General features: G+C 30.8%; 23 protein-coding genes. 9 read left to right on the top strand and 14 right to left on the bottom strand.

The window, feature by feature from the left end:
• Nucleotides 1–361 (top strand): rhodanese-like domain-containing protein (locus HY951_16445; protein ID MBI5541650.1); only part of this gene is annotated, 361 nt, incomplete at its 5' end.
• Between the two features lie 86 nt (nucleotides 362–447).
• Here the strand turns inward: HY951_16445 and HY951_16450 are convergent.
• Nucleotides 448–3,237, bottom strand: coding sequence for a T9SS type A sorting domain-containing protein (locus HY951_16450; protein MBI5541651.1), 2,790 nt, complete (start codon nucleotides 3,235–3,237; stop codon nucleotides 448–450).
• A 121-nt stretch (nucleotides 3,238–3,358) separates the two neighbouring features.
• Here HY951_16450 and HY951_16455 point away from each other — a divergent pair, with 121 nt between their 5' ends.
• Both HY951_16455 and HY951_16460 read left to right on the top strand, forming a co-directional pair.
• Complete coding sequence (locus HY951_16455) at nucleotides 3,359–4,435, top strand: T9SS type A sorting domain-containing protein (protein ID MBI5541652.1); 1,077 nt, start codon at nucleotides 3,359–3,361, stop codon at nucleotides 4,433–4,435.
• Nucleotides 4,436–4,491: 56 nt separating this feature from the next.
• Complete coding sequence (locus tag HY951_16460; protein ID MBI5541653.1) at nucleotides 4,492–5,217, top strand: DUF4197 domain-containing protein; 726 nt, start codon at nucleotides 4,492–4,494, stop codon at nucleotides 5,215–5,217.
• A 2-nt stretch (nucleotides 5,218–5,219) separates the two neighbouring features.
• On the opposite strand, the gene HY951_16465 is transcribed toward HY951_16460, so the two are convergent.
• The 10 genes from HY951_16465 to ccoS all read right to left on the bottom strand — a co-directional run bounded on the left by HY951_16465 (nucleotide 5,220) and on the right by ccoS (nucleotide 16,702).
• Nucleotides 5,220–6,062 (bottom strand): DUF4249 domain-containing protein, encoded by an 843-nt coding sequence (locus tag HY951_16465; protein ID MBI5541654.1) that lies wholly within the window; start codon nucleotides 6,060–6,062, stop codon nucleotides 5,220–5,222.
• A 12-nt stretch (nucleotides 6,063–6,074) separates the two neighbouring features.
• Nucleotides 6,075–8,432, bottom strand: a complete 2,358-nt coding sequence (locus tag HY951_16470) for a TonB-dependent receptor (protein MBI5541655.1) — start codon at nucleotides 8,430–8,432, stop codon at nucleotides 6,075–6,077.
• Between the two features lie 156 nt (nucleotides 8,433–8,588).
• Nucleotides 8,589–11,003, bottom strand: coding sequence for a heavy metal translocating P-type ATPase metal-binding domain-containing protein (locus HY951_16475; GenBank protein MBI5541656.1), 2,415 nt, complete (start codon nucleotides 11,001–11,003; stop codon nucleotides 8,589–8,591).
• 7 nt (nucleotides 11,004–11,010) lie between these two features.
• Complete coding sequence (locus HY951_16480; protein MBI5541657.1) at nucleotides 11,011–11,730, bottom strand: sulfite exporter TauE/SafE family protein; 720 nt, start codon at nucleotides 11,728–11,730, stop codon at nucleotides 11,011–11,013.
• Entirely contained in the window at nucleotides 11,730–12,179 is a 450-nt protein-coding gene (locus HY951_16485; protein ID MBI5541658.1) for a FixH family protein, read from the bottom strand. The genes HY951_16480 and HY951_16485 overlap by 1 nt, the downstream gene beginning before the upstream one ends.
• A gap of 11 nt (nucleotides 12,180–12,190) precedes the next feature.
• Nucleotides 12,191–13,567 carry a cytochrome c oxidase accessory protein CcoG gene (ccoG, locus tag HY951_16490; protein MBI5541659.1) on the bottom strand — a complete coding sequence of 459 codons (1,377 nt, stop codon included), beginning with the start codon at nucleotides 13,565–13,567 and terminating at the stop codon, nucleotides 12,191–12,193.
• A gap of 25 nt (nucleotides 13,568–13,592) precedes the next feature.
• Nucleotides 13,593–14,165 (bottom strand): c-type cytochrome, encoded by a 573-nt coding sequence (locus HY951_16495; GenBank protein MBI5541660.1) that lies wholly within the window; start codon nucleotides 14,163–14,165, stop codon nucleotides 13,593–13,595.
• A gap of 15 nt (nucleotides 14,166–14,180) precedes the next feature.
• Entirely contained in the window at nucleotides 14,181–14,357 is a 177-nt protein-coding gene (locus HY951_16500) for a hypothetical protein (GenBank protein MBI5541661.1), read from the bottom strand.
• Entirely contained in the window at nucleotides 14,354–16,519 is a 2,166-nt protein-coding gene (gene ccoN, locus HY951_16505; protein MBI5541662.1) for a cytochrome-c oxidase, cbb3-type subunit I, read from the bottom strand. Before ccoN ends, HY951_16500 begins: the two co-directional genes overlap by 4 nt.
• Nucleotides 16,520–16,702, bottom strand: a complete 183-nt coding sequence (ccoS, locus tag HY951_16510) for a cbb3-type cytochrome oxidase assembly protein CcoS (GenBank protein MBI5541663.1) — start codon at nucleotides 16,700–16,702, stop codon at nucleotides 16,520–16,522.
• A gap of 209 nt (nucleotides 16,703–16,911) precedes the next feature.
• Between ccoS and HY951_16515 the strand changes: the two genes are divergently transcribed.
• Entirely contained in the window at nucleotides 16,912–18,390 is a 1,479-nt protein-coding gene (locus HY951_16515) for a transglycosylase SLT domain-containing protein (protein ID MBI5541664.1), read from the top strand.
• Nucleotides 18,391–18,395: 5 nt separating this feature from the next.
• On the opposite strand, the gene HY951_16520 is transcribed toward HY951_16515, so the two are convergent.
• Nucleotides 18,396–19,220, bottom strand: coding sequence for a hypothetical protein (locus HY951_16520; GenBank protein ID MBI5541665.1), 825 nt, complete (start codon nucleotides 19,218–19,220; stop codon nucleotides 18,396–18,398).
• 87 nt (nucleotides 19,221–19,307) lie between these two features.
• Here HY951_16520 and HY951_16525 point away from each other — a divergent pair, with 87 nt between their 5' ends.
• From HY951_16525 to HY951_16545, 5 genes are all read left to right on the top strand, one after another.
• On the top strand, nucleotides 19,308–20,165 hold the full coding sequence (locus HY951_16525; protein ID MBI5541666.1) for a cation transporter: 858 nt from the start codon (nucleotides 19,308–19,310) through the stop codon (nucleotides 20,163–20,165).
• Between the two features lie 83 nt (nucleotides 20,166–20,248).
• Nucleotides 20,249–21,412: a hypothetical protein gene (locus HY951_16530; GenBank protein MBI5541667.1), complete on the top strand. Its 1,164-nt coding sequence runs from the start codon at nucleotides 20,249–20,251 to the stop codon at nucleotides 21,410–21,412.
• The gene (hflX, locus tag HY951_16535) at nucleotides 21,412–22,602 is read left to right on the top strand and encodes a GTPase HflX (protein MBI5541668.1); all 1,191 of its coding nucleotides are present in this window, start codon (nucleotides 21,412–21,414) and stop codon (nucleotides 22,600–22,602) included. Before HY951_16530 ends, hflX begins: the two co-directional genes overlap by 1 nt.
• A 42-nt stretch (nucleotides 22,603–22,644) precedes the next feature.
• Nucleotides 22,645–23,397 carry a response regulator transcription factor gene (locus HY951_16540; protein MBI5541669.1) on the top strand — a complete coding sequence of 251 codons (753 nt, stop codon included), beginning with the start codon at nucleotides 22,645–22,647 and terminating at the stop codon, nucleotides 23,395–23,397.
• Nucleotides 23,398–23,513: 116 nt separating this feature from the next.
• On the top strand, nucleotides 23,514–23,822 hold the full coding sequence (locus tag HY951_16545) for a tetratricopeptide repeat protein (GenBank protein ID MBI5541670.1): 309 nt from the start codon (nucleotides 23,514–23,516) through the stop codon (nucleotides 23,820–23,822).
• Here the strand turns inward: HY951_16545 and kdsB are convergent.
• Nucleotides 23,811–24,554, bottom strand: a complete 744-nt coding sequence (kdsB, locus tag HY951_16550; protein ID MBI5541671.1) for a 3-deoxy-manno-octulosonate cytidylyltransferase — start codon at nucleotides 24,552–24,554, stop codon at nucleotides 23,811–23,813. The genes HY951_16545 and kdsB overlap by 12 nt on opposite strands.
• A gap of 15 nt (nucleotides 24,555–24,569) precedes the next feature.
• Nucleotides 24,570–25,802, bottom strand: coding sequence for a spore maturation protein (locus HY951_16555; GenBank protein MBI5541672.1), 1,233 nt, complete (start codon nucleotides 25,800–25,802; stop codon nucleotides 24,570–24,572).
• Nucleotides 25,803–25,806: the final 4 nt, after the last annotated feature.

Below are 25,806 nucleotides of genomic sequence, written 5' to 3' on the forward strand. Positions count from 1 at the left end.
ACCAAAAGAAACATATGATATTTGTAATGAAGAAGCTATTCTTGTTGATGTTCGTGAAGATTTTATGATTGGATGTAAAAAATTTGATGTAAAACAAACTATATATTGTCCGGCAAGTAAAATTGAAGAATTATATATAAATTTACCGAAAGACAAACCACTTGTAATAGCTGATGCCACTAGTATTCATAGCAAAGAAACTATTATTTTTTTAACAGAAAAAGGTTTCACAAACATTGCAAATCTTGCAGGTGGTTTAGTTGAATGGGAGCGCGATAACCTACCTTTACATTCTGACATTACCGAAATGCTTACCGGATCATGCATGTGTCAGCTTAGACAAAGACATAAGAAAACATAACAACTAATACAAATAATCATTTTCTCGCCATTGCCATGCTGTAAGGTTTTCTCTAACCCTTATTGGAGTTATATATTACAAGTTTTTTACTCTACAATCATTTTCCCTTTACCAATTTCTTTATCATAACTTAACACCTTATACAAATAAATTCCACTTTCTAAATCATCACTTGAAAACTTAAATGTAGTAGAATTAATATTTTCTATTGCCCTAACCTTTTTTCCTAGCATATCAAACACCTCCAAATTATATGGCATTTTTGAGTTTTCAGATTTAATTTCAAACGTTGTTATATTTTTAAACGGATTTGGATATACCTCTACTTTAGCATTATTTGCTATTTCATTAATCTGCAATGGAGATGCAATTGTATTTATTGTGGTATTTGTTACAATTGCAGAATTGAAATCAAAAAATATTGACGCTTTGTTTTCAATTACAGTACCAATTTGTAAATTTGGTTTTAAATGAACTGTATAATTAAAGTATCCATTACTTTCCGGTTCATTAATATTACTATCCGGGAGTAAAATATTATCGAATCTAAAAGTGAGTATTCCATGTTCTGTTAAACTAAAAGTATATGGATGACTTGACGCACCGGGAACAATTGTACCAGGATCAACAAATTGAGATAAAGTGTCAACTACTACTACTGTAAATGCTGTATCGTTACCGGTATTCTGAAAATGTATTGTGTAAAATAACACTGAATCATTTACCGTAATATATCCAGGAGTTCCCTGTCCACGAGGAATTACATCTTTTGAATTTGGATCATAAGAGCCTGTAATTGGTTCACATATATTCAATGCATTATCATTAGGATTCAAATCACCTGTAATAGGTATTATTTCAAAGTAGGAACACAAACTATCAGTAATTGAGATCGAGGCGGGAACTGTAAATAATACTTCCAGTTTATTTATCCAATAAGAATTAAAATGTTCAGGCAAGTTGTTATATGTCCATTCAATAGTATGATTAATTGCATCATGAACCCCACTCTGATTACAACTCTGAAAAATCAATGCTGGATCATAAATAAATCTTATTAGTGCACTTTGTGGAAGTAGGCTATTATTTCTATAAAGAATCCAATAACTCTTATTAAAACCTGGATGTCCTGTTGTCCAACCTGGCTGTAAAGACAAATCAAAATAAGAAAGATCAACATAATACCCAAAATTATTACCAATAAGTGTATCACCCACATTTGTAAAATTCACAGACAACGTTTCACTTAATGGACAAGTAGCAATGCCAAATAAATTTGAATTAGTTGGAATAACATTACAAATCATTTGCAATGTCGATATTGTATAATCTCCATTAATGTCAGTGTACCCATAATCATTTCCAGGAAATGTTCTTACATGTATATTTGAAATTCCTGGCTCGCCGACATCCTGAGTACAATTCTGATTATAGTCATAATAAAATCTACCTTTAATTATATTATTGCAATTATTATTGATAACAGCACTCACAATTATCATACAACCAACAGCATCTGTAATTGTTGCATAATAAGTTCCAGGTAATAAAGCTATAGCTGTAGCTGTTGTCTGATGAAGATTGTCACTCCACAAAAATGTAAAAGGTGGATTAACACCTGTAAGATTTATAATTGAAGCTGTACCGTTATCCAAACAATTTGCAGGAGTATTAATTACTGAAGCGTAAATATTTGCATTATATTCTAGATATACTTGTAGCGAATCAGTACAACCACCTGATTCTGTAACAAAAACAGTATAATAACCAAATGTTAAGTCTGAAATTGAAGGAATATTTTCTCCACCAGGTGACCATAAATAAGTATACCCTCCACTTCCACCAATAGCATGAACAGTAATACTTCCTAAAGAATTATTTGCACAATTTGAATTTATTGCAGTATCTAATACAACATTAAATCCACTTGAATTTAATATTGTAAATGAAGCCGTATCAGTACAACCCATATTATCAGTTATGGTTAAAAAATAATTTCCTTCACACAATCCATTTGCTGTGGAAGTATTTAGTCCATTTGACCAGGTAAACATATATGGAGCAGTTCCACCAGAAATATTTGGATTTGCAATACCATTGCATTGGTTGCATGTTGTTGGAGTCGTTGCAATGTTTGATATTGTTACAACAGAAGTTGCAACTATATTATCACCAGAAGTAGATGTACACATATTCTGATCGGTTACCGTTAAAGTATAAGTTCCCGCACAGGAATTTATTATATTAGGTGTTGTGTTTCCATTAGACCATTGATACGAATAAGGTGGTAATCCACCAAAAACAGACACCGAAGCACTTCCGTTACATACTCCGCATGTTGCATTTACTGTGGACATAATTATTATAGGTCCATTTGTTAAAATTACTGCAGTCATTGAGGTGCACCCAACAGCATCAGTAATTGTGCAGGTATAATCATCAGGGCATAAATTACTTTCCCAAGTCAAAGTAATTCCATTATTCCAGTAATAAGAATATGGTGCAACACCACCTGATGCTGTAACATTTATTGAACCATTACATTGGCCACATGTTGGTTGAACATGAGTTTCAGAAATCGTTAAAAGAGAAGGTTGAGAAATTGATACATTTGCAGTTGCTGTAGACATATCCCCTTGATCAGTTACAGTTACAGTATAAGTACCTGGACAAAGATTATTTATTGTTGCAATACTTTGTGAATTAGACCACAAATAAGAATATGGACCTATTCCACCTGAAGTAGTTACAGTTGCTGATCCATTACATGCCCCAAAACACGACACATTTGTTGATGATGAAATTGTAGCTGTATGCGCATAAATATTATAAACACCTGCCAATACAAATAATAAAATAACAATTATCTTTTTCATAAATAGTTAGTTTAAAATTAAAGACGCTTAAGGTTATTTAAGGTTGCCCACACCTGTTATTTAACAGATAATTCGTATTTTTATACCTGAATTTTAAAGATACATCTTAAATCAAAATTAAATGAAAATCAGAATATTATTCACATTTATCGCATTTATACTTATAAACTTTATTGGGTACTCTCAAATAGTGTTAACCGAAACCGACTTACCTGTTCCCGGCGACATCCAGACCAGCTCCAAAATTGACAGCATAGAAGGAATTAACATTTTACCCGGTGATTCGGGTGCAAATAAAACCTGGTTTTTTGACACATATAATTTATGGGGTGGAACTCTCGAATCATCGGCCGATTCTGTAAGATGGGTAGTTGCAGATTCATTATTAATATTTCCGTTATCAAATATTGCACTATTGTCTAATTGTTATTTATGGCACGACTGGGTTTCACATACACTTAAAGAAAAATGCTTTAGAGATTATTACATAAAAGATACTACCGGGTTAAATTACTATGCATCAAGTTATCCACATGCTAATTATTTGCCTGATTATAGAAATGTTTTTCCAATATTACAATACGGACAATCAAAAACAGATCATTCAAGAATACTAATTCAAAAATCTTCAGATTCTACTTTCGTAACAAATATTACTGATTCTGTTTTTGCAGATGCCTGGGGAGAAGTTATAACGTTAATGGGGAATTATAACACTATAAGAATACATACAAAAGAAACCGTATGGGATAGTTTGTATATTAACGGAGTTGGACAACTAGTAAATTACATGCCGAATAATTACTACTATAAATGGTATACTAAGGATCTGGGATTTCCTGTCCTGCAAATAAACAAAGGGATTATGGAAAAAAGAAATAATTACCAGATTGTAAAATTTGCTGTAAGTAAAAGAAATGAGATAGGTATTAAAGATAATTTTATTACAAATAACAATGTTAAAATATTTCCAAACCCTTTTACAAATGAAGCCAGGATTTTTCTCAGCAATAAAAACTCAACTGATAACTTAACAATGTATATTTATGATTTAACAGGAAGACAGGTTTCAATTATCAAAAATATTTCAAGCACCAATAATATAATTAATAAAAATAATCTTCCAGCCGGCATGTATTCATTTGCAATCAGAGGTGATAAAGAATATACAGGAACAGGTAAATTTATTATTTTATAATAAAAATTACGGCAGGATATTTGAAAAAGCATTAAATTCGATAAAAATTTATAACCATGAAAAAACTAACAGTTATATTAATTACAGTTTTAGTTTTTGCAAATATTATTCAAACTAAAGCTCAAATTTTAAATCAGGCACAAAACCTATTAAATCAGGCTACAGGCGGAAGTGGCTATACCGAAAAAGAAGCTGCCGATGGAATTAAAGAAGCCCTTACTAACGGAACATCAAATGCCGTAAAACTAGTTGCACTAAAAGATGGTTATTTTAAAAATCCAGAAATTAAGATTCCTTTTCCTCCGGATGTAAAAGTTATAGAATCAAAATTAAGAGCCGTTGGTTTAGGCAAAAAAGTTGATGAAGCTATATTATCAATAAACAGAGCTGCAGAAGATGCAGGTAAAGAAGCAAAACCAATTTTTATTACCGCTGTAAAAAACTTAAGTATTAAAGATGCTATTAATATAGTAAAGGGACAAAATGATGCTGCTACTAAATATTTAAAAAACAGTTCTTCAACTGAGTTAAATACAAAGTTTAAACCTATTATTAAAGCATCTTTAGATAAAGTAGGTGCAACAAAGTACTGGACTGAAATAATTACAGCCTATAACAAAATCCCTACTGTTAAAAAATTAAATCCCGATTTAGCACAATATGTTACAGGAAAAGCTATTGATGGGCTATTTGTTATGGTTGCAAAAGAAGAAGCTAAAATAAGAAAAGACCCAGCTGCACAAGTGTCTGATTTACTTAAAAAAATATTCGGAAAACACTAGTATTAATTAAATATTCTTGTTTTTCTTGTGACTGCAGAGGTTATAAAGTAACCCATTACAACTTTATCTTTATTTGTAATATTTTTAACATTGCCTTTAACATTTGAAGGTGGACCCGAAAAAGGATTTCCGGCACCAAACACTTCACTAAACAATGCATTTAAAAAATCATAGTACTCTTTGTTAACCGATAGCATTTCAAGCGTAACCGTATCTCCCTGACTCACTTTCTCCATTGAATATATTGGATATCCATTCATATAATTCCCATTTACCATATCATCAGAAGCAAAAGCTACTTGTTTTATTGTATCAGACATTAAATTTCCGTTTATATAATATAACCACATATAATATTCGCCTAATGTTGCAGGTTCCTGTGCCCATAAATTAACCGTTTTATTATTTGGGTTAAAAAAGTCCTGACCAAATGATATAGAATCAATAGGAGCAACAGATTTAAGCAATGAACTTGCCGTATAATCTTCATTCTTATATCTTATATTTAAAGTATAAGTTTTTCCTATCTCACCCTTATAAGTGCTATCAGTCTGATATATTCCTGCAGAAGTTTCTGTAAGGCTAACAACGTTTACACCATCACTAATGGTAACTACTGCACCAGTGACCTTAGGCTGTGCTTCATTTGAAAAATAATTACTTGTTTCAGAAATTTTTACAGTATGCTTTTTTGCTTCGTCAGTTATAGTACCATCTACAACTAATCTAACGTAAGTATCTTTTAACTTTATGTCAATTTTTTCTTTACATGCTGTTGTGAAAAACACAAGAACTATAAAGAAGTAAAAAATCTGTTTCAGAATTTGAATATTGTTAATTTTCATTATTCTTAATTTTTAAAAGTGAAAATTATAAGTAATAGAAGGTAATATAGGGAACAAATAATATTTATATGCCTGAATTGAATTTGGATCGCTTTGCTCAGGTTCAAAACTAATCATCCATGCATTTTTTCTATTGTAGGCATTATAAACAGAAATATTTAATTCACTAAAAAATTTCTTCTCTGGATTATCTTTACCAAGTTTAATTGTTGCGCCAACATCAAGTCGGTGATACGCTGGCATCCTGTATGTGTTTCGCTCAGAATAAACCGGAACGATAACATTCCCATATTCAAATCTTCCGGTTGGAAAGGTTACAGCAGCACCTGATGCATATATCCAGTTTGCAGAAATATTAATTCTCTTTGTTATATCGTAACTTAAAACAACAGACAGATTATGTGGCTTATCATAGCTTGCAGGATATTCAAAACCGTCATTTATTTCTTTAATTTCCCTAAATGCACGAGCCCAGGTATAGCTTATCCATCCTGTAAACTTTCCTTCCTGTTTTCTAAGCATAAATTCAACACCATATGATTTTGCCTTACCAAATCTAAGTTCTCCTTCAATTTTCTGATTTAACAAAAGCTGAGCATGATCTTTAAAATCTATTTCGTTATTTACTACTTTGTAATATGTTTCAACAGAAGCCTCAAGTGTATTATGTCTGAAATTCCTGAAATACCCAATAGCACCCATATCAGCCATTCTGGGTTTAATGTTCTTACCAGAGGGCAACCATATATCTAATGGCATTCCACCAGTTGAATTAGAAGCTAAATGAATGTATTGTTTGGTTCTTGAATAAGAAGCTTTTATTGAGGAATATTCATTTAAAGAATATTTAATTCCCAAGCGTGGCTCTAATCCTGAATAGGTATTATAAAAATCGCCTTTTCCATAAACGGTAGAATCAATAGATTCATGGTTATCATCAAAATTATATACAGTTGACTTTCCCACACTTTGAAAAATAGAATATCTTAAACCATAATCCAAAGTAATTATTGCATTTATCTTTTGCTCGTTGCTTGCAAATATTGCACTTTCTAAAGCATTAGAACTAAACATTTTTAATTCGTTAAAAACAGATCCCTCACCTGTTCCTTTGGCATACCCAGGATTAAAATGATGATATGTTGAAATAATTCCAAATTTGATTGTGTTATTTGGATTTAAATAATAAGTAAAATCCGGCTTAATACTGTAATCCTGCATATTTGCCTGCCATTTAAACCCTTGCATCGACGTGTTTGATTCCAGAGCATAATCATAATTACTAAAAAGGAAAGTAACATTTGAAAACAATTTACTCGATATTATATGGTTCCATCGCACTGTTTCTGTATTGTTACCCCAGTTAATACCAAACTCCTTTCTGAGTTTTAAAACATCTCTTCCAAAATAACTTGAAAAATATAATCTGTTTTTATCATTAATTGTATAATTAATTTTCATATTAAGATCATAAAAATATAATCTTGTTGACCTAAGATTAGTATCTTTTGCTAATTTCATAAACAAATCAGCATATGATCTTCTTCCTGAAATCATAAACGAACATTTATCTTTAATTATAGGTCCTTCTACTGTCAACCTGCTCGATATTGTTCCAATACCTCCTGTTCCTGAAAACTTTTTAATATTACCATCTTTCATTCGAATATCCAGTAACGAGGACAACCTTCCACCATATTCAGCAGGAATATCTCCTTTGTACAATTTCACATCTTTTACTGCATCGTTGTTAAAAATTGAGAAAAACCCCATTAAATGCGAAGCATTGTAAACAGTAGCTTCATCAAGTAATATTAAATTTTGATCGGAACCACCACCTCTAACATTAAACCCCGACATTCCTTCACCTGATGCTTGTACACCAGGTAACATCTGAATTGCTTTAATAACGTCAACTTCGCCCATTAATGCAGGAATAGCTTTTATTGTTTTTGCATCAATTTTAACTACACTCATTTCTGCTTTTGAAATATTTTCATCTTTTTTTCTGCCTGCAATTACCACTTCATCTATTAAAATCTGAGTTGTTTCAAGCTCTACATTATTTTTAATATCACTTTGTAAATCAACAACTTTTGTTATCGTATTATAGCCAATATAAGAATAACCGACAGTGTATTTACCATCTGGCAGGCTTAATGAGTAATAACCATAAACATTTGTAATTGTTCCAGTATTTAATTCCTTTACAAAAACCGAAACACCAATAAGCATTTCCCCATTACTCTTATCTTTTATATGACCACTAATTGTATGCCTGTGCACATTATTAGCAAAAGAATAATGTGAAATGTTAGCAAATATTATGACAAATAATATAATTGCATATAATTTTATATTTTTTTCCATTATAATATTTTAAATTCACGATAAAGACAAAATCAATTTGCAAAAGTTGCATTTTGGACACAAATTTAATTTTATGCTTCGTTAACTAAAACAAAAAATCGATTAACTATGTAAATTTTACGATAAGTTAACTAAAATGAACTTTAAAAAAGATTATTAGTTGAATTTCTTAAGTGCTTTATTTGCAAACAATGAAGAAAACAAAGTAACAAAACCAACAACTGTAATTGAGCTCAATGGCATTAAGATAGCCGCTACAATTGGAGATAACAAACCCATTACAGCAAAATATAAACCTACAGAATTGTAAGCAAATGAAAATACAAAACTGAATTTTATTATTGTTCTAGTTGTTTTGCTAAATGAAATAAAGGTTGAAATACAATCAAAAGAATCTGCTCTAAGTATTGCATCACAAGCCGGGGAAAAATGGTATACATTATCAGCAATAGAAATACCAACGTTACTCTGCATTAAAGCTCCGGCATCATTTAAACCATCACCAACCATAAGTACCTTTTTTCCTTTTTGTTGCAAGTTTTTAATATAATTAAGTTTATCCTCAGGACTCTGATTAAAAAAAAGATTTTTATCAAAATACTTCTTTAATAACTCGTTATCTTTTAATGTATCACCTGAAATCAAGTGTAAATCATAACCATTAGTTCTTAAATTTTCAAGTACAATCCCTAAATTATGCCTCAATTTACTGTTGAGAATAAATCTACCTATATATCTATCATCAATTGAAACATGAACATTTGATTCAAAATCGTTACACATTATTATTTTTCCAGTAACAAAAACATCAGAGCCAAATTTTATTTTCTTCCCATTTACTGTTCCCTCAATTCCTTTTCCAGAAATCTCATTAAAAAATAATGCCTCTTCAAAGTTTTCATAACAATATTCCTGTTTTAGATATAGAAAAACAGACTGACTTAACGGATGAGTTGAGTGGCGTGCCAATGATGCTATTTCAAGCATTTCAATATTTGTTACTAAACTTTCGGTTAAAAAAGATATGTCATGAACATCAGCTTGTGTTATTGTGCCAGTTTTATCAAAAACAATATTATCTATATCGTACATTCTCTCTAAAACCTCATTATTTTTCAGATAGAATCCTTTATTACCAAATATTCTCATTACATTACCATAAGTAAAAGGGATAGAAAGTGCAAGAGCACATGGACATGCAACAATAAGCACAGAAGTAAAGGCTTTTATTATCATTGAACTATCTACAAAAAACCAAACAAGAGCTGTAATAAAACCTATAAATAAAACAACTAGTGTAAATCTTTTACTAATAACATCAATTAGCTTTGTTAAAGAAGTTGCTTCTTTATCGGATTTTTGCATCTGCTCCTGATTCCATAATTGAGTTAATCTGCTTTGTTGTGTTGAAGTTTTAACAAGCAACTCTATTGTACTTCCTACTTGTTTTCCACCTGCATAGATAAACTCTCCTTTCACTTTGTTAACAGGAACAGATTCGCCGGTTACAAAACTATAATCAATATTAGCAGAAGCACTGATTAAAACAGAATCTGCAGGAATTAACTCCTGATTTCGTATTCTGATAATATCCCCTTCAATTAGATCGTGAAGCTGAACTGTAATTTCATTATCATCTTTTAACTTTGTTACTGCAACAGGAAAATAAGAACGATAATTTCTATCGAATGATAATGCCTGATATGTTTTAGCCTGATACCATTTTCCTATTAATAAAAAAAACACAAGTCCGCAAAGTGAATCCATATAACCCGAACCGGCATTTGTAATAATCTCGAAAGTACTTTCTATAAATATTGCGATTAAACCTATTGCTATAGGGAAATCTATATTCAAAATACCTTTACGGATATTTTTCCAAGCAGATATAAGGTAATCATTTCCACTGTAGAAAAACACGGGTATTGCTAATATTAAATTCAGTATTCCAAAAAATGATTTATAAGAAAAATCAATTGTTTCTGAACCCGGAATATATTCGGGAAAACTAAATAACATAGTATTACCAAATGCAAAACCTGCTACTCCAATTTTATATAAAAGCTGCTTATTTCCCTTTTGATTCTTAGTTTTCTCGACACTTTCAAGTGTTATGTTAGGAATGTAGTGTATTGAAACAAGTAACTCTACTAATAGCCTTAAACTAATTTCATCAGAATTAAATGTTATTGTAACTTCCTTTTTTACAAAATGAACAAGTGAATGAGTTATACCTGAATGCAATTTATGTAAATTTTCTAACAACCAAATACAAGAACTACAATGTATTGAAGGAATAAATAAAGTAACTTTCTTAATATTTTTCTCCGAAAATTCGTATAATTTGTTTTTAACTTCTTCAAGATCCAGATACGAAAATTTATTCTGATAACTTTCTGATGTAACTTTAATACCGGGATGTGATTCAAAATTATAATAATCGTAAAGCTTATGTTTATTTATAATCTGATAAACAGTTTTGCATCCATCACAACAAAAGCTCTTTTCTTCCCAGATTATTGGATATTTACCACAATCGTCGCCACAATGTATGCAGGTTATCTTACTCATTTATATTTTAGTGACAGCAAGAATGTTTTTCGGAGCATACTTCAGTGTATGGTGTTAATACTTCATCAACAGGACTGATATACTTTATTCCTAAGTTAAGACCTCTGAGAATAAAAAGAATTCCTAAAATTATTATAACAAATGGAATTACTTTAGTAAAAAATCTTCTTGTGGCAATTCCTAATGAGCTTCCGACTATTGAAATAGCAATTAACATTGGACTTGTTGCTAATCCAAATGCAATCATTGCAAGCATTCCACTTATACTATCATTTGTTGTAACAGCTAATGCAACTGCAGTATATACTAAACCACAAGGCAGAAGTCCGTTTAAAATACCAATTGAAAACAGCGACAAATAAGAGCTTACCGAGAATTTATTACTTAAACTATTCTTAATTAAATTGATAAAAGTAAAACTTTTATTTTTTATTTTATTTCTAAATATTAAAGGAAAAACCACAGATAAAATCATAGTTACACCGGTAATAATTGAGACTATCTGTTGAAAGCCTGCCATCTGAAATCCTTTACCAATTAATCCGAATAATAATCCCAATAATGCATATGTAACAGTTCTTCCAAGATTGTATAACAAAGTACTTATTATTCTTGATAGCCAGTTATTGTTTTTTAAGGGCAGAGCAATTGCAATCGGACCGCACATTCCAGCACAATGAAAGCTTCCAAGAAAACCTAGTGTTATAGCTGAAATAATTAAAACCATTACATATTAAAATTAAATTCCTGATAATAACTTACACTATCTGAATACCAATCAATTTTAATCTTGTATCGCTTTTCTGTAAAGTTTGATTTACTAAATTTCTGAACATTGTTTGAATCAGGTTCAATTTTGTATAATAAATCTTTATCATTTTTTGAAGCACAGTAAAACAATATGGTTCCCTTAATTGTATTATGTTTAAACTCATCTGGGAATTTTATTTCGATTAGATTATTTGATTGCAACAGTTGAATCTTACTGTTTAAAAGATTTGTATTTTTCTTCTTCTGAATTTCTGTTTCATAATTAAGTTCTTTATGGTAATAATCTTTTGTAATAACATCATCACCTATTCCAATACTTAAAATAAGTCTTAAAATTATTGTACCAAAAAATAACATTATTACAATAAAAATTCCCCACCCCCAATTAAACTTTGATTTTGCCATTCTTAAAATTGTTAATTTGAGGAAATAAAAAGCACAGATTTATTTTCTACTAACTCATTATTAGAATATATTGCCAAATTTAGAGTCACCTGCTTTTCATGAATAACTTTCTTATCAAGCACAATAAAAAACACACCTTCAGCATTACTTTGATCTTTAACAACAACATTCTGGCTTCCTGGAAATTGAACTTCTCCATTTGGCGATACCAGTTTTATTGAAATAACCTGACTGTTATGCGTTTTATTAATAATTTTAAAATTATAAAGATTACTTATTTTTCCATTTTCTAATTCCTGAAATAACGTTCCCGAAGTTCTTAAAATAGATGTTTGAACATCAGTTCGTACAGATAACAAATAAGATAAAAAGACTAATAATAAAACAAGTACAGAAGTATAGCCAATTATTCTTGCATTAAACTTCACATTTTCTCCTTTTTCAATATTATTTAATGAAGCATACCTTATCAATCCCTTCGGTTTTCCGACTTTTAACATAACCGAATTACATGCATCAATACAAGCAGTGCAATTCGTACATTCAAGTTGACTTCCATTACGAATATCTATTCCTGATGGACAAACATGCAAACAATTTGCACAATCGATGCAATCACCTGTTTCTTTATCAGAAACTTTTCCTCTCGGCTCACCACGTTTATAATCATAAGAAACTGCTATAGAATTTTTATCCAAAAGCACACCCTGCAATCTACCGTATGGACAAATTATTGTACAAACCAATTCTCTTATCTGAGAAAAAACGAAATAAATAACAGTAGAAAAAATAATTATACCTATAAATTTCCCACTATGTTCACCTCCGAGAATAGAAAAAACACTTTCATAACCATTTAAATAAGTCAGAAGTGTTACTCCAAAACAAAATGAAACAATCCAGAATAAAATATGTTTAATTGTTTTTTTTAATATTTTTTCAAATGTTAGAATTTGTTGATTTAACTCTTTTTGCTTGGCAGTACTGCCTTCTACCAGCCACTCAATATTTCTGAACACCAATTCCATAAAAACAGATTGCGGACAAGCCCACCCACAAAATATTCTACCATAAATAACAGTAAACAAAATAATAAATATTATTAATGATATCATTACCAAAAAGAACATAAAGAAATCCTGAGGCCAAAATACTTTTGTAAAAAGTATAAATTTTCTTTCTATTATATCAAGTAAAAATATAGGTCGTCCGTTTACTTTAAAATATGGACCAATAAAAAATAACAGAATTAGAAAATACCCTACAATGAGCCTTAAATTATATAATTTACCCTTTGGCTTTTTCGCATAAATCCACACACGCTTACCTTCTTCACTAACAATGCTTAATCTGTCACGAAACGTACGTTCTGTTTGTTCTTTGCTCATTATTTATTTTTAATAAAGGCAAAATTTATGGATAAACTGTTCCCTGTGGTCCTTTTGCATTTGCAGGATTAGAACCTTTAAGTTTAACAAGTATATAACTTGTTAGCTCTAATATTTGCTTATCAGATAATTGATCCTTATAAGGCAACATCCCCTTTGTTATATATCCATATTTTATTGTCTTAAAAACATCATTTGGGTTATTACCATGAAGCCATGCCTTATCTGTCAGGTTAGGGCCCACATTATTTCCTTCGCCATTATTTCCATGGCAGGTAAAACAGGTTTTAGATTTATATAATTCAGAACCTGCTAAAAAGTCCTTTTCATCTTTTAATAGTATAATGTTATTTTCATCTAACCCCTTAGTTAAAGAATCTGTTTTGGCAGAATCAGCTATTGCAATCTCTTTTGAATATTCCATATCCTGATTTGGACCACCGAAAAATACGTAATAACCAAAATAACCTGCCGACCATAACACAGTTAAATAAAAAACCCACATAATCCATGGTGGAGGATTATTGTCAAGTTCTTTTATCCCATCATAATCATGATCCTCGATCAATTTTTTCTTTTCATTATCTCTTATATCCATAAAACAATAATTTTATTACTCAATATTTTCCTTCTCTAAAGGCAATTGACTCATCTCATTTGTATAACTTTTTTTCAGCATAAAAACCCATGCTAATATCCCCACAAATGTAACAACAGACATAACTGTTGAAAAAACAGTTAGAAACTGCGATCCCGGATCTAAATCAAGAAATTGATATATTATTTTCATTTCACCTTGGGTTTTTGAATAGTATCAACAACATTCTGACTTGATATATCAGCACCAAGTTTATGAAGATAAGCAATTATTGCTATCATCTCTTTTGTTGGTGAAACATTTATATTTGCTGCTTTTAATTCATCAGAAATTAATTGAGCCTGTTTTAATAAATCATCATTTGCTTTCATTTCATAACCCTCTGCATATGGAACACCAACAGTTCTCATTGCATTAATTTTTGAAACAGTACTTGCTAAATCAATCTCTTTTTCTGCTAACCATGGATATGCAGGCATATTGGTACCCTGACTTGTACTTTGAGGATTCATCATATGATTATAGTGCCACATAGCTGGCTTATACATTTTGCCACCAAGTACACCAGTTCTGGCTAAATCAGGACCAGTACGTTTTGAGCCAAACTGAAACGGATGATCATATACAAATTCACCTACTTTAGAATATTCTCCATACCTTTCGGTTTCAGATCTGAATGGACGAACCATTTGAGAATGGCAGTTATAACAACCTTCCTTAATATAAATATCTCTTCCTTGTAACTCTAAAGGAGTATATGGCTTTACAGATGCAATGGTTGGAATATTTGATTTTACAACAATGAGAGGAATAACTTCAATTGCACCACCAATTGCAACTGCAATAAAAATATAAATAGCAAAACGAACTGGCTTACGCTCTAACCAGCGATGAGCAGTTTCACTTAAAACAGAACGTTTCACCGATTTCTCTAATGCTGGGGCACTTGCTTCTTCCTGAGCTACAAACTTTCCTGCTTTTACAGTTTTTATTATGTTATAAACCATAACTAAAAATCCTACCATGTATAATGCACCACCAATTACCCTTGTTATATAAAATGGAAATATTTGTGTTACAGTTTCTAAGAAGTTTGAATAAACTAATGTCCCCTCTGCATTAAATTCTTTCCACATTAATATCTGAATAAAAGAAGCCCAGTACATTGGAACAGCCCATAACAATGTACCTAAAGTTCCTATCCAGAAATGAAAATTTGCAAGTTTCTTAGAGAATAATTCAGTATTAAAAAGTTTTGGTATTAACCAGTATAACATTGCAAAAGTCAAGAATCCATTCCATGCTAACGCTCCAACATGCGCATGCGCAACAGTCCAGTCAGTAAAATGGCTAATTGCATTAATTGATTTTATTGATAATAATGGACCTTCAAAAGTACTCATTCCATAAGCAGTAATTGCCACTACCATAAATTTCAATATAGGACTTTCCCTAACCTTATCCCATGCCCCACGCAATGTAAGTAAACCATTTATCATTCCACCCCATGACGGTGCAATTAACATTATAGAAAACACAACACCTAATGATTGAATCCAATCTGGCATTGCCTGGTATAATAAATGATGCGGACCAGACCAGATATAAATAAATATTAATGACCAGAAATGTATAATTGATAATCGATAAGAGTAAACCGGACGATTTGCCATTTTAGGTAGAAAATAATACATCAATCCTAAATAAGGTGTTGTTAAGAAAAATGCAACAGCATTATGGCCATACCACCACTGAACTAAAGCATCCTGAACACCAGCATAAAAAGGATAACTTTTAAGAAAGCTTGCAGGCATTTCAATTGAATTTACAATATGAAGCATTGCCACTGCTAGAATTGAAGCTACATAAAACCAGATTGAAACATATAAATGCTTTACTCTTCTTTTTATAATTGTTCCAATAACATTTGCGCCAAATACAACCCAAACAAGAGCAATCATTATATCAACAGGCCACTCTAATTCAGCATATTCTTTACCTGTGGTAAAACCAGCAGCAAGTGTTAAAGCTGCACAAACAATTATTAATTGCCAGCCCCAGAAATGAACTTTACTTAAAAAATCGCTGAACATTCTGGCTTTCAATAAACGCTGTGTAGAATAATAAACACCGGTAAAAATTCCATTTCCTACAAAGGCAAAAATTATTGCATTAGTGTGAATTGGTCTTATTCTTCCAAAAGAAGTGAATTCAATTCCAAAGTTTAAAATTGGAAAAGCCATTTGCAAAGCAGCTAAAATTCCGACCAAAAGCGCAACTGCTGCCCAAAGTATTGTTGCATATGCAAACAATTTTACAATTTTGTTGTCGTAATAAAAAGTTTGTTGTTCCATCTATTTATTATTTTCTTCTTTATTCTTTTCTGTTAAATCATCTTTTTTATCATCAAATAATATTCTTACCGAAGGTGTATAATCATCATCAAACTGCCCCGATTTAACAGCCCATACAAATGCGCCAAGAAATCCAGCTGCTACTATTAAACAAATTACAATCAGGATAAAAATAACCTCCATATTATTTTAATATTTTACAAAAATAAATATTTATTTAAGTACATCATTATTTAAATACATTTTTTTCATTACTCAAATATAATAAATCTGGCAAACAGATAGTTACTGAATATTTGTTTGAAAACATATTTTCTACCCTATAAAAAAAATATTTTTATTAATCTTTGAAAAAATATTACGAAATTCGGCAAATAATTAAAGCCCATTAAATGCTGCAGTTTTTTAAAAAATATTATCCCATTATTTATCTGACAGTTTCAATCTTACTTTACAATAACACTACATCAGGTCAGCAACAAAAGGAAATTAATAACATCAACAATATTTCGCAAGCCAGCATTGACTCAAGCATAATAAACATGCAGTCGTTACTTAAACAAAAAAAAACAACAGATTATTTATTACCTATTGACTCAGTTCCAATTTTTTCTGATTTAATTATTGAAAGCCGTATTACTGAGCTAAACCTAACAACTCCTATTTCTCTTGATTACAATCCCGTTGTAAAAAAATACATTGATTTTTACGCTATTAAGAAACGTGGTCTTGTATCAAAAATGCTTGGAATTAGTCAGTATTATTTTCCAATGTTTGAATCAAGCTTAGACAAATATCATCTTCCTCTTGAGCTAAAATATCTGGCAGTAGTTGAATCGGCATTAAATCCAACAGCAAGAAGCAAATCAGGTGCAGTAGGGCTTTGGCAATTTCTTTTACCAACCGGACAAATGCTCGATCTGAAAATAAGTTCTTTTATTGATGAACGTCAAGACCCTGTAAAATCAACAGAAGCTGCATGCCGTTATCTTGAATACCTTTATAATACGTTCAATAACTGGCAATTGGCGTTAGCCGCCTATAATGGTGGACCTGGCACAGTTAGAAATGCGATTATCCGTTCAGGTGGAAAAACCGATTTCTGGGAGCTTAGACCATATTTACCTGCAGAAACTCAAGGATATGTACCTGCTTTTATTGCTACAACTTATATAATGAATTACTCTGTGGAACATAATATAAGACCAGATGTTCCAAAATTATTCTACTATCAGGTTGATACAGTAATGATAAATCAACCGGTTTATTTTGCATCAATTGCAACAAGCTTAAAAATTCCTTTAGAAACAGTACGTTTTTTAAATCCTGCATACAAAACCAACTATATTCCCAAAAGCAGCGAATCGGTTCCTTTGGTTTTACCTGCAAACAAAATTTCAACTTTTGTTCAAAATCAAACTAAAATATTCAGCTACTCATTTCCTTCTGATTCTGTAACAAAAATAAAAAGTAAACCTGAAGAAGAATCACGCACTTTAATTACGCACGTTGTTGGCAAAGGCGAATACCTAAATAAAATTGCATTAACTTATCGTTGTTCTGTTAATGAAATTATGGAATGGAATCATTTAACTTCAATTAGTCTGGTGTCAGGTACATTACTTAAAATATGGACTCCTGATCAGGTTGCAGCATCTATTGCCGATATTAATAACAACGACACAAAAACGCATAACCAAATAAGTCAGAAATTAGTTATATATACAATCCAGAAAGGTGATACATTATTTAGTATTTCTCAAAAATTCTCAGGTGCTACTGTTGCTGATATTATGCAATCAAATCAGCTAACAAAAGACAGTCATTTAGTGCCGGGCACACAAATAAAGATTAATACTTTTTCGAATTAATTTATTTAAGGAAACCTATACAAATCCTCCTTTCCAAAAGTCCATTCCGGAGTTTGTAACACATCACCAAAGTCAATATCATACCATGGGCTAATTTCGCTATTATCTGGATTTTTAAGAACATGAATTTCCTGAGCTGGCATATAACTTTGAGCAATCATAAAAACTATTTTACCATCTTTATTTTTTGCAACATCAACAACTGTAACAGCATGTCCATATGGGTTACCGGAAACTATAAAAACATCACCTATTCTAATATTCTTAATATTTTCAACCCTTTTTAATTCTTTTTTTAATGATGCTGTATTTGCAAACGAAAAAATATAATTCATATATGAACGATATTTTTTAAACGAATGATCGCCATTACAATAATCTTTGTAGTATCTGGGTTTGCCATCACTCAAAAAATTAAAATGTATTTCATTGTATTTTTTATTATTAAATAAATATTCTGCTCTTAGCCTCATTACAGCATCAGCACATTGCTGCAAGTCCTGACTACCAACATCCATTTTAATTACTGCAAATTGTGCAGATTGGTTAAATTTTGGTGATTTGTTATATAAATAAACTACATTGTTATTTGTTTTTAAAGGCAAATTTTGCAGATAATATTCATAAGACATAGTATCGCATTTTTCTCTAACATAATTTAATGGTGTTGGTATTTGCAAAATTGTTTTATACCAGGCTTTATCCTGAGGTTGAATTTGTGCAAACAAATTACTGTTTTGATTATTGACACAGGAAATTAATATAAATGCAAATAAATGCGGAATATAAAACAAAGCACACCGTTTTGTTAATTCGCTGACTATATTCATATTATCAGGTAATAAGTTGGTAAAAACTTTTACTTACATTTAATACTAACTATAAAATTCGTTAATTATTTTTGAAACAAAAAATTAATGAACGAGAAAGTAAAAGTAGCAAGTTTATCCATTGCTTCAAATACCACTTTAATAATTATTAAATTATTAGTTGGAATATTTACCGGTTCGGTAAGTATTATATCTGAAGCAATACATTCAACCATGGATCTGGTTGCTGCTATTGTTGCATTTTTTTCTGTTAAAGTTTCAGATACACCTCCGGATAAACGCCATCCTTACGGTCACGGTAAAATTGAAAACATATCCGGAGTAATTGAAGCTATATTAATATTTATTGCGTCAATCTGGATAATTTATGAAGCTATTTACAAGATAAGATCTAATGAAAAAATTGAATCTATTGGATTAGGCTCATTAGTTATGCTAGTCTCTGCCGCTGTAAATATTATTGTATCACGAATATTATATAAAGTTGCCAAGAAAACTAATTCTATTGCTTTAGAAGCAGATGCTCTTCATCTTAAAGCTGATGTTTACACCTCACTAGGAGTAGCTTTAGGACTTGGTCTTATATGGCTAACAGGCTATCAAATTCTTGACCCAATAGTTGCCATATTAGTTGCAATTTTCATTTTATATGAATCTTTCCAATTATTAAAAAAAGCATTTAGTCCATTACTTGATTCTGCAATGGAGGAAAAAGACTTAAAAACAATTAACGAATATTTTGAAAAAAGAAATATTAAAATTCACGACTTGCGAACAAGGATTTCCGGTAAATACAAATTTGCTGAAATACATATGGTAATGTTGGGTAATAAATCTTTAGATGAAGTTCATAATGTATGCGATGAAGTTGAAAAAGAACTTCAAAATATAATACCGGATTTCCAACTTACAATTCATCCTGAACCAGAATCAAACAAAAATTAATTGAAGGTATAATTATTGTTTACAAACTTTACAATTTTGCGGATTTGATTTTTTTTTCTAATTTTCCAAAAAAACTTATTATTATGCGACTAATATTATTCATATTATCAGCTATTATTTTAACAAGCTGTGCCTCATCAAAAAAATTATATCAAAAGGGCAGATACGATCAGGCTATTTACAAATCTGTAAAAAAACTTCGTGGCAATCCAGAAAACAGCAAAGAAATAAACATTCTTGAAAAATCTTATATTGCAGCTAATAATGCTAATAACAGTAGAATAAAATTTTTAAAAACAGATGGTAAGCCTGAAACTTGGAATGAAGTATTTACAAATTATTCGACATTAAAAAACAGACAGGAATTAGTTAAAACTGTTTTGCCTTTAAAAGACGGTAATAAAGTTGTTGACTTTCCATTTATTGATTATGATCGCGAAATTGTAGAAGCAAAAAAAAATGCAGCCGAATATTTTTATGTTCATGCAAAAAAACTTTTATCTGCAAATGACAGATTTAAAGCTAGAGATGCTTATTTCGAGCTAAAAAAAGTAAAAGAGTATTATGAAAATTATCAGGATGTAGATAAATATATTGAAGAAGCAAGAAATGCAGGAATTACATCGGTTTTAATTCAATTTGACAATAATACGATTATTAAATTACCACAGGAATTTGGTTATCAATTATTGGATATTAATACAGGTCAGCTTAACAGCGAATGGGTTAATTATTCAAATACAAAATCCAACAATTACAAATATCATAATCAGGTAAAAGTTAATTTAAAAATCATTGACATTTCTCCTGAAAAATTAAAAGAAAAAGAAAGCATTCAAACCAAAACCATACAGGATGGCACAGAAGTTAAGTTGGATCAGAATAACAATGTAGTTAAAGATTCATTGGGAAATCCTATCAGAGTTCCAAGAATGGTTAATGTAAGCTGTAAAGTCTTTGAAGTGTTACAACAAAAGGCAGCACATTTGGAAGGGGCAATAGAATATTACGATTTACCTAGCAATAATCTAATAACAAATAAACCACTAGCGTCTGATTTCTTTTTTGAGAATCGTGCAATAACTGCAAATGGAGATTTACGTGCTCTGGATGCAGAAACTGCTAAATTAGTTGGCAAAATGCCTGTTCCTTTTCCAAACGATATTCAAATGATTATGGGTGCTACAGAGATATTTAAAAAAGTAATGACTGATCTTTTACGTGAAAATAAGCACATTATTAAATAATGCTTGAAATTAATAAATCGGTTCCGTTAAAAACTGAACAAGCTGTACTTATAAGTGCAATACATCAAAATCAGGAAGACAATCAGGTAAATGAATATTTGGACGAACTTGAATTTTTAGCTTTAACAGCAGGGGCAAATACAATAAAAAGATTTACCCAAAGAATTTCGGAACCAGATTCGCGTACTTATATCGGAAAAGGAAAACTTGACCAGATTGCTGAATATATTAAAGAAAAAAATGCCACTATGGCAATTTTCGACGACGAATTAAGTGGTTCGCAATTAAGAAATATTGAAAAAGTTTTAGGTTGTAAAGTACTAGATAGAACCAATCTTATTCTTGACATTTTTGCAGCCAGAGCACAAACTGCATATGCAAAAGTACAGGTTGAACTAGCACAATATCAATATATTTTACCACGACTTACTAAGATGTGGACTCACCTTGAAAGACAAAAAGGTGGTATCGGGCTTCGTGGTCCTGGTGAGACAGAACTTGAAACCGACAGAAGAGTTATTAAATGGCGAATTTCATTATTAAAAGAGCAGCTAAAGAAAATTGACAGACAAATGTCCACACAACGCCAAAGAAGAAACGAATTAGTAAGAATTGCACTTGTTGGATACACTAATGTTGGGAAGTCTACAATAATGAATTTGCTTAGTAAATCGAATATTTTTGCTGAAAATAAATTATTTGCAACATTAGACACAACAGTAAGAAAAGTTGTTATTGGCAATTTACCTTTTTTAATTTCAGACACAGTAGGTTTCATAAGAAAATTACCTCATAGCCTTATAGAAGCATTTAATTCTACTCTTAACGAAATACGGGAAGCTGACATACTTCTGCACGTTGTAGATATTAGTCACCCTAACTTTGAAGAACAAATTAATGTTGTAAATCAAACTTTGCACGAAATTAAGGCATCTGACAAACAATCAATTCTTGTTTTCAATAAAATAGATAATTATTTACCACCAGATGAAGACGACTTACTTTATCAGGGACCGCATAACCTTACCGAATTAAAAAACAGTTGGATGGCAAAAAATAATTTTCCTTGTATTTTTATTTCAGCAACAAAAAAGGAAAATATCGAAGATTTTAGAAATATTATTTACCAAAAGATTAAAGATCTTCATATAACACGCTACCCAAACGAAAATTTTTATTTTTTTAATTGAAATATAATTTGTTATTTTGGTAAAAAAAAGAATTAACAAATCATGCTTAGAACTATTATTATTGATGATGAAATTGATGCCATCAATTCTATCGTTCTCATAATCAAAGAATATTGCCCTAACCTCGAAATTGTTGGAACCGCAACAACAATGAATGAGGCATTAAAAGAAATTCCATTAAAAAAGCCTGATTTGCTTATACTTGATATTGAAATGCCATTTGGCTCTGGTTTTGATTTACTAGAAAAACTTCAGGATAGAAAATTTGAAATAATTTTTGTCACTGCATATAACAATCACGCTATAAAAGCTTTTAAATATAGCGCAATAGACTACTTGCTTAAACCAATTGATATTGACGAATTTATTTTAGCAATTAAAAGGGTACACAACAGAATATCAAAGCAAATTCCAACACATGATGAATACTCCGTACTGCTTGAAAATATAAAAACAATTAATCCTACAAAACTTGCTATAAATACTAACGACGGCACTATTTATATTGCATTTAGTGACATAGTAAGAATGGAAGGCGATGGAAGTTATTCAAATATTTTCATAAAAAATAATCAGAAGATACTGGTTTCAAAAACATTAAAAGATTTTCAGGAAATACTTTTTGATAAAAACTTATTCAGACCCCACCACTCCCACTTAATTAATATAGATCACGTTATCTGTTTCCACAATAAGGATGGTGGCACAATTGAGATGTCTGATGGCGCACTTGTTCCATTAGCCCGAAGAAAAAAAGAAGAGTTTTTAGAAATTATGTCTCATTATGCACGTTAACAAATTGCCACTTACAAATTAACAACGACCACTTACAAACTTAACAACGCCACTTACAAACTCGCTGTTACTTTTTGCCGTTTTTTTAATATATTTGTATTCAACTATTTGAATAAATGAAAAACTGGCTCAAAGAAGGCAATAAAAAATACCTAAGTGGTGATTATTCCGGGGCTATAAAATGCTATAATAAAGCTATTGAAGAAAACCCAGAATTAATTGAAGCTTATTTAAACAGAGGTATTGCCAAACACGACTCAGGGCATTATGAAAAGGCAATAGAGGATTATAACAAAGTTATTTTTTACGATAAAACCAATGCTGAAGCTTTCAAAAACAGAGCTCTTGCTTATTACAGTTTAAATAATAGTATTGCTGCACTTGCCGATTACAATGAAGCAACAAGACTATTCTCAGAGAAATAAACTAATATTTTTTAAGTCTTCCGGAGTATCTACTGACAATGTTTCAATTTCAGTAATTTTTGTATTTATTTTATACCCGTTCTCAATCCATCTTAGCTGTTCAAGTGATTCAGCTTTTTCTAGTTTTGAAACTGGCAATTTTATTATTTCATGAAGAATATTTGCCCTATATGCATATAATCCAATATGTTTATAAAACTCATTTTTAGTAACCCAATCATTTTGGCTAACATTTCTCAGATATGGAATTGGCGAACGGCTAAAATAAATTGCCTTACCTTTTTTATCTAAAATAACTTTAGGTTTATTTGAATCAAATACTTCATTATTATTTGTTATAACTTTTACCAAAGTTGCAATCTGAGCCTTATCATCTTCAAAGCAAGAAACAAGTAATTCTAATTGTAAAGGATTTATAAATGGCTCGTCACCCTGAATATTGACAACAATATCAAATGAGCAGTTTAATTGTTCAGATATTAAATCTAATGCCTCGGCACAGCGATCTGTTCCACTTTGGTGTGAAGACAAAGTCATAACAGCTTTACCACCACAATTAATAACATGATCATAAATTCTGCTATCATCAGTAGCAATGTACACAAATTCAAAAATTTTTGCAGATTGTTCGTAAACCCGCATAATCATAGTTTTACCATTTATATCAACTAATGGTTTACCCGGAAACCTTGTTGATGCATATCTTGCAGGTATAAGTCCAAGAATTTTCACTTTGTTACTTATTAATTAATGAAAAAATAAATATGCTACAAAAATTGCAGCTAAAACTCCAGCTAAATCTGCAATTAATGCACATGAAATAGCGTGACGTGTATTTTTGACACCAATTGAGCCGAAATAAACAGCAATAATATAAAATGTTGTATCACTTGCACCTTGTAATATACATGATAATCGTCCTACAAATGAATCGACCCCATAAACTTTCATTGAATCAAGCATTAATCCCCTGGCTCCGCTTCCACTAAGTGGTTTCATTAATGCAGTTGGAAGTGAAGGAACAAAATCAGTATTTAAACCAAGCATAGCAAAAAAGTAACCCAATCCACTTATTATATAATCCATTGCTCCAGACGCTCTAAATACTGCAACACCCACTAAAATTGCTACCAAATATGGAATTATTTTTATTGCAATAGAAAAACCCTCTTTCGCACCATCAATAAAAGAATCGTAAACATTTACTTTTTTAAATACCGCTAAAAGAATAAAGCTTATAATAATACCAAAAATTATTAGATTGGCAGAAACTGTAGAAATCTCATTAACTTTTTCGGATGAAATAGTTGAAAAGTACCAAATAAGAGTAGAAATTAACACCGTGAAAATTCCTAAATAACCAAATACAACTTTATTAAAAAGATTAATTTTCTGAACAAGACTAACTGCTATAATTCCGGCTAGAGTAGAACAAAATGTAGCTATTAGAATAGGAATAAAAACATCTGAAGGATTTACTGCTCCAAGTTGTGTACGATAAACCATAATGCTAATAGGGATTATTGTTAAACCTGATGCATTAAGTACCATAAACATTATTTGAGAATTTGAAGCTATGTTTTTATTTGGATTTAAATCATGAAGTTCTTTCATAGCTTTTAAACCCAAAGGAGTTGCAGCATTATCTAGACCTAACATATTAGCTGAAATATTCATAATTATTGAACCATGAACCGGATGGTTTTTTGGAATTTCGGGAAACAATTTTCCAAACAATGGTCTAACAAGTCTTGCCAATATATTTACCATACCTCCGTTTTCAGCAACTTTCATTAAACCCAGCCAAAGTGTCATTACACCAGTTAATCCTAAAGAAAGTTCAAAAGCAGTTTTAGCACTATCAAAAGCTCCATTCATCATACTGCTAAAAACAGTAACGTCACCAAAGAAGATTAATTTTATAAGCCCAACAACAAAGGCAATAATGAAAAACGCTATCCAGATATAATTTAAAACCATAACA

Source organism: Bacteroidia bacterium, assembly GCA_016218155.1.
Classification (GTDB): domain Bacteria; phylum Bacteroidota; class Bacteroidia; order Bacteroidales; family GWA2-32-17; genus GWA2-32-17.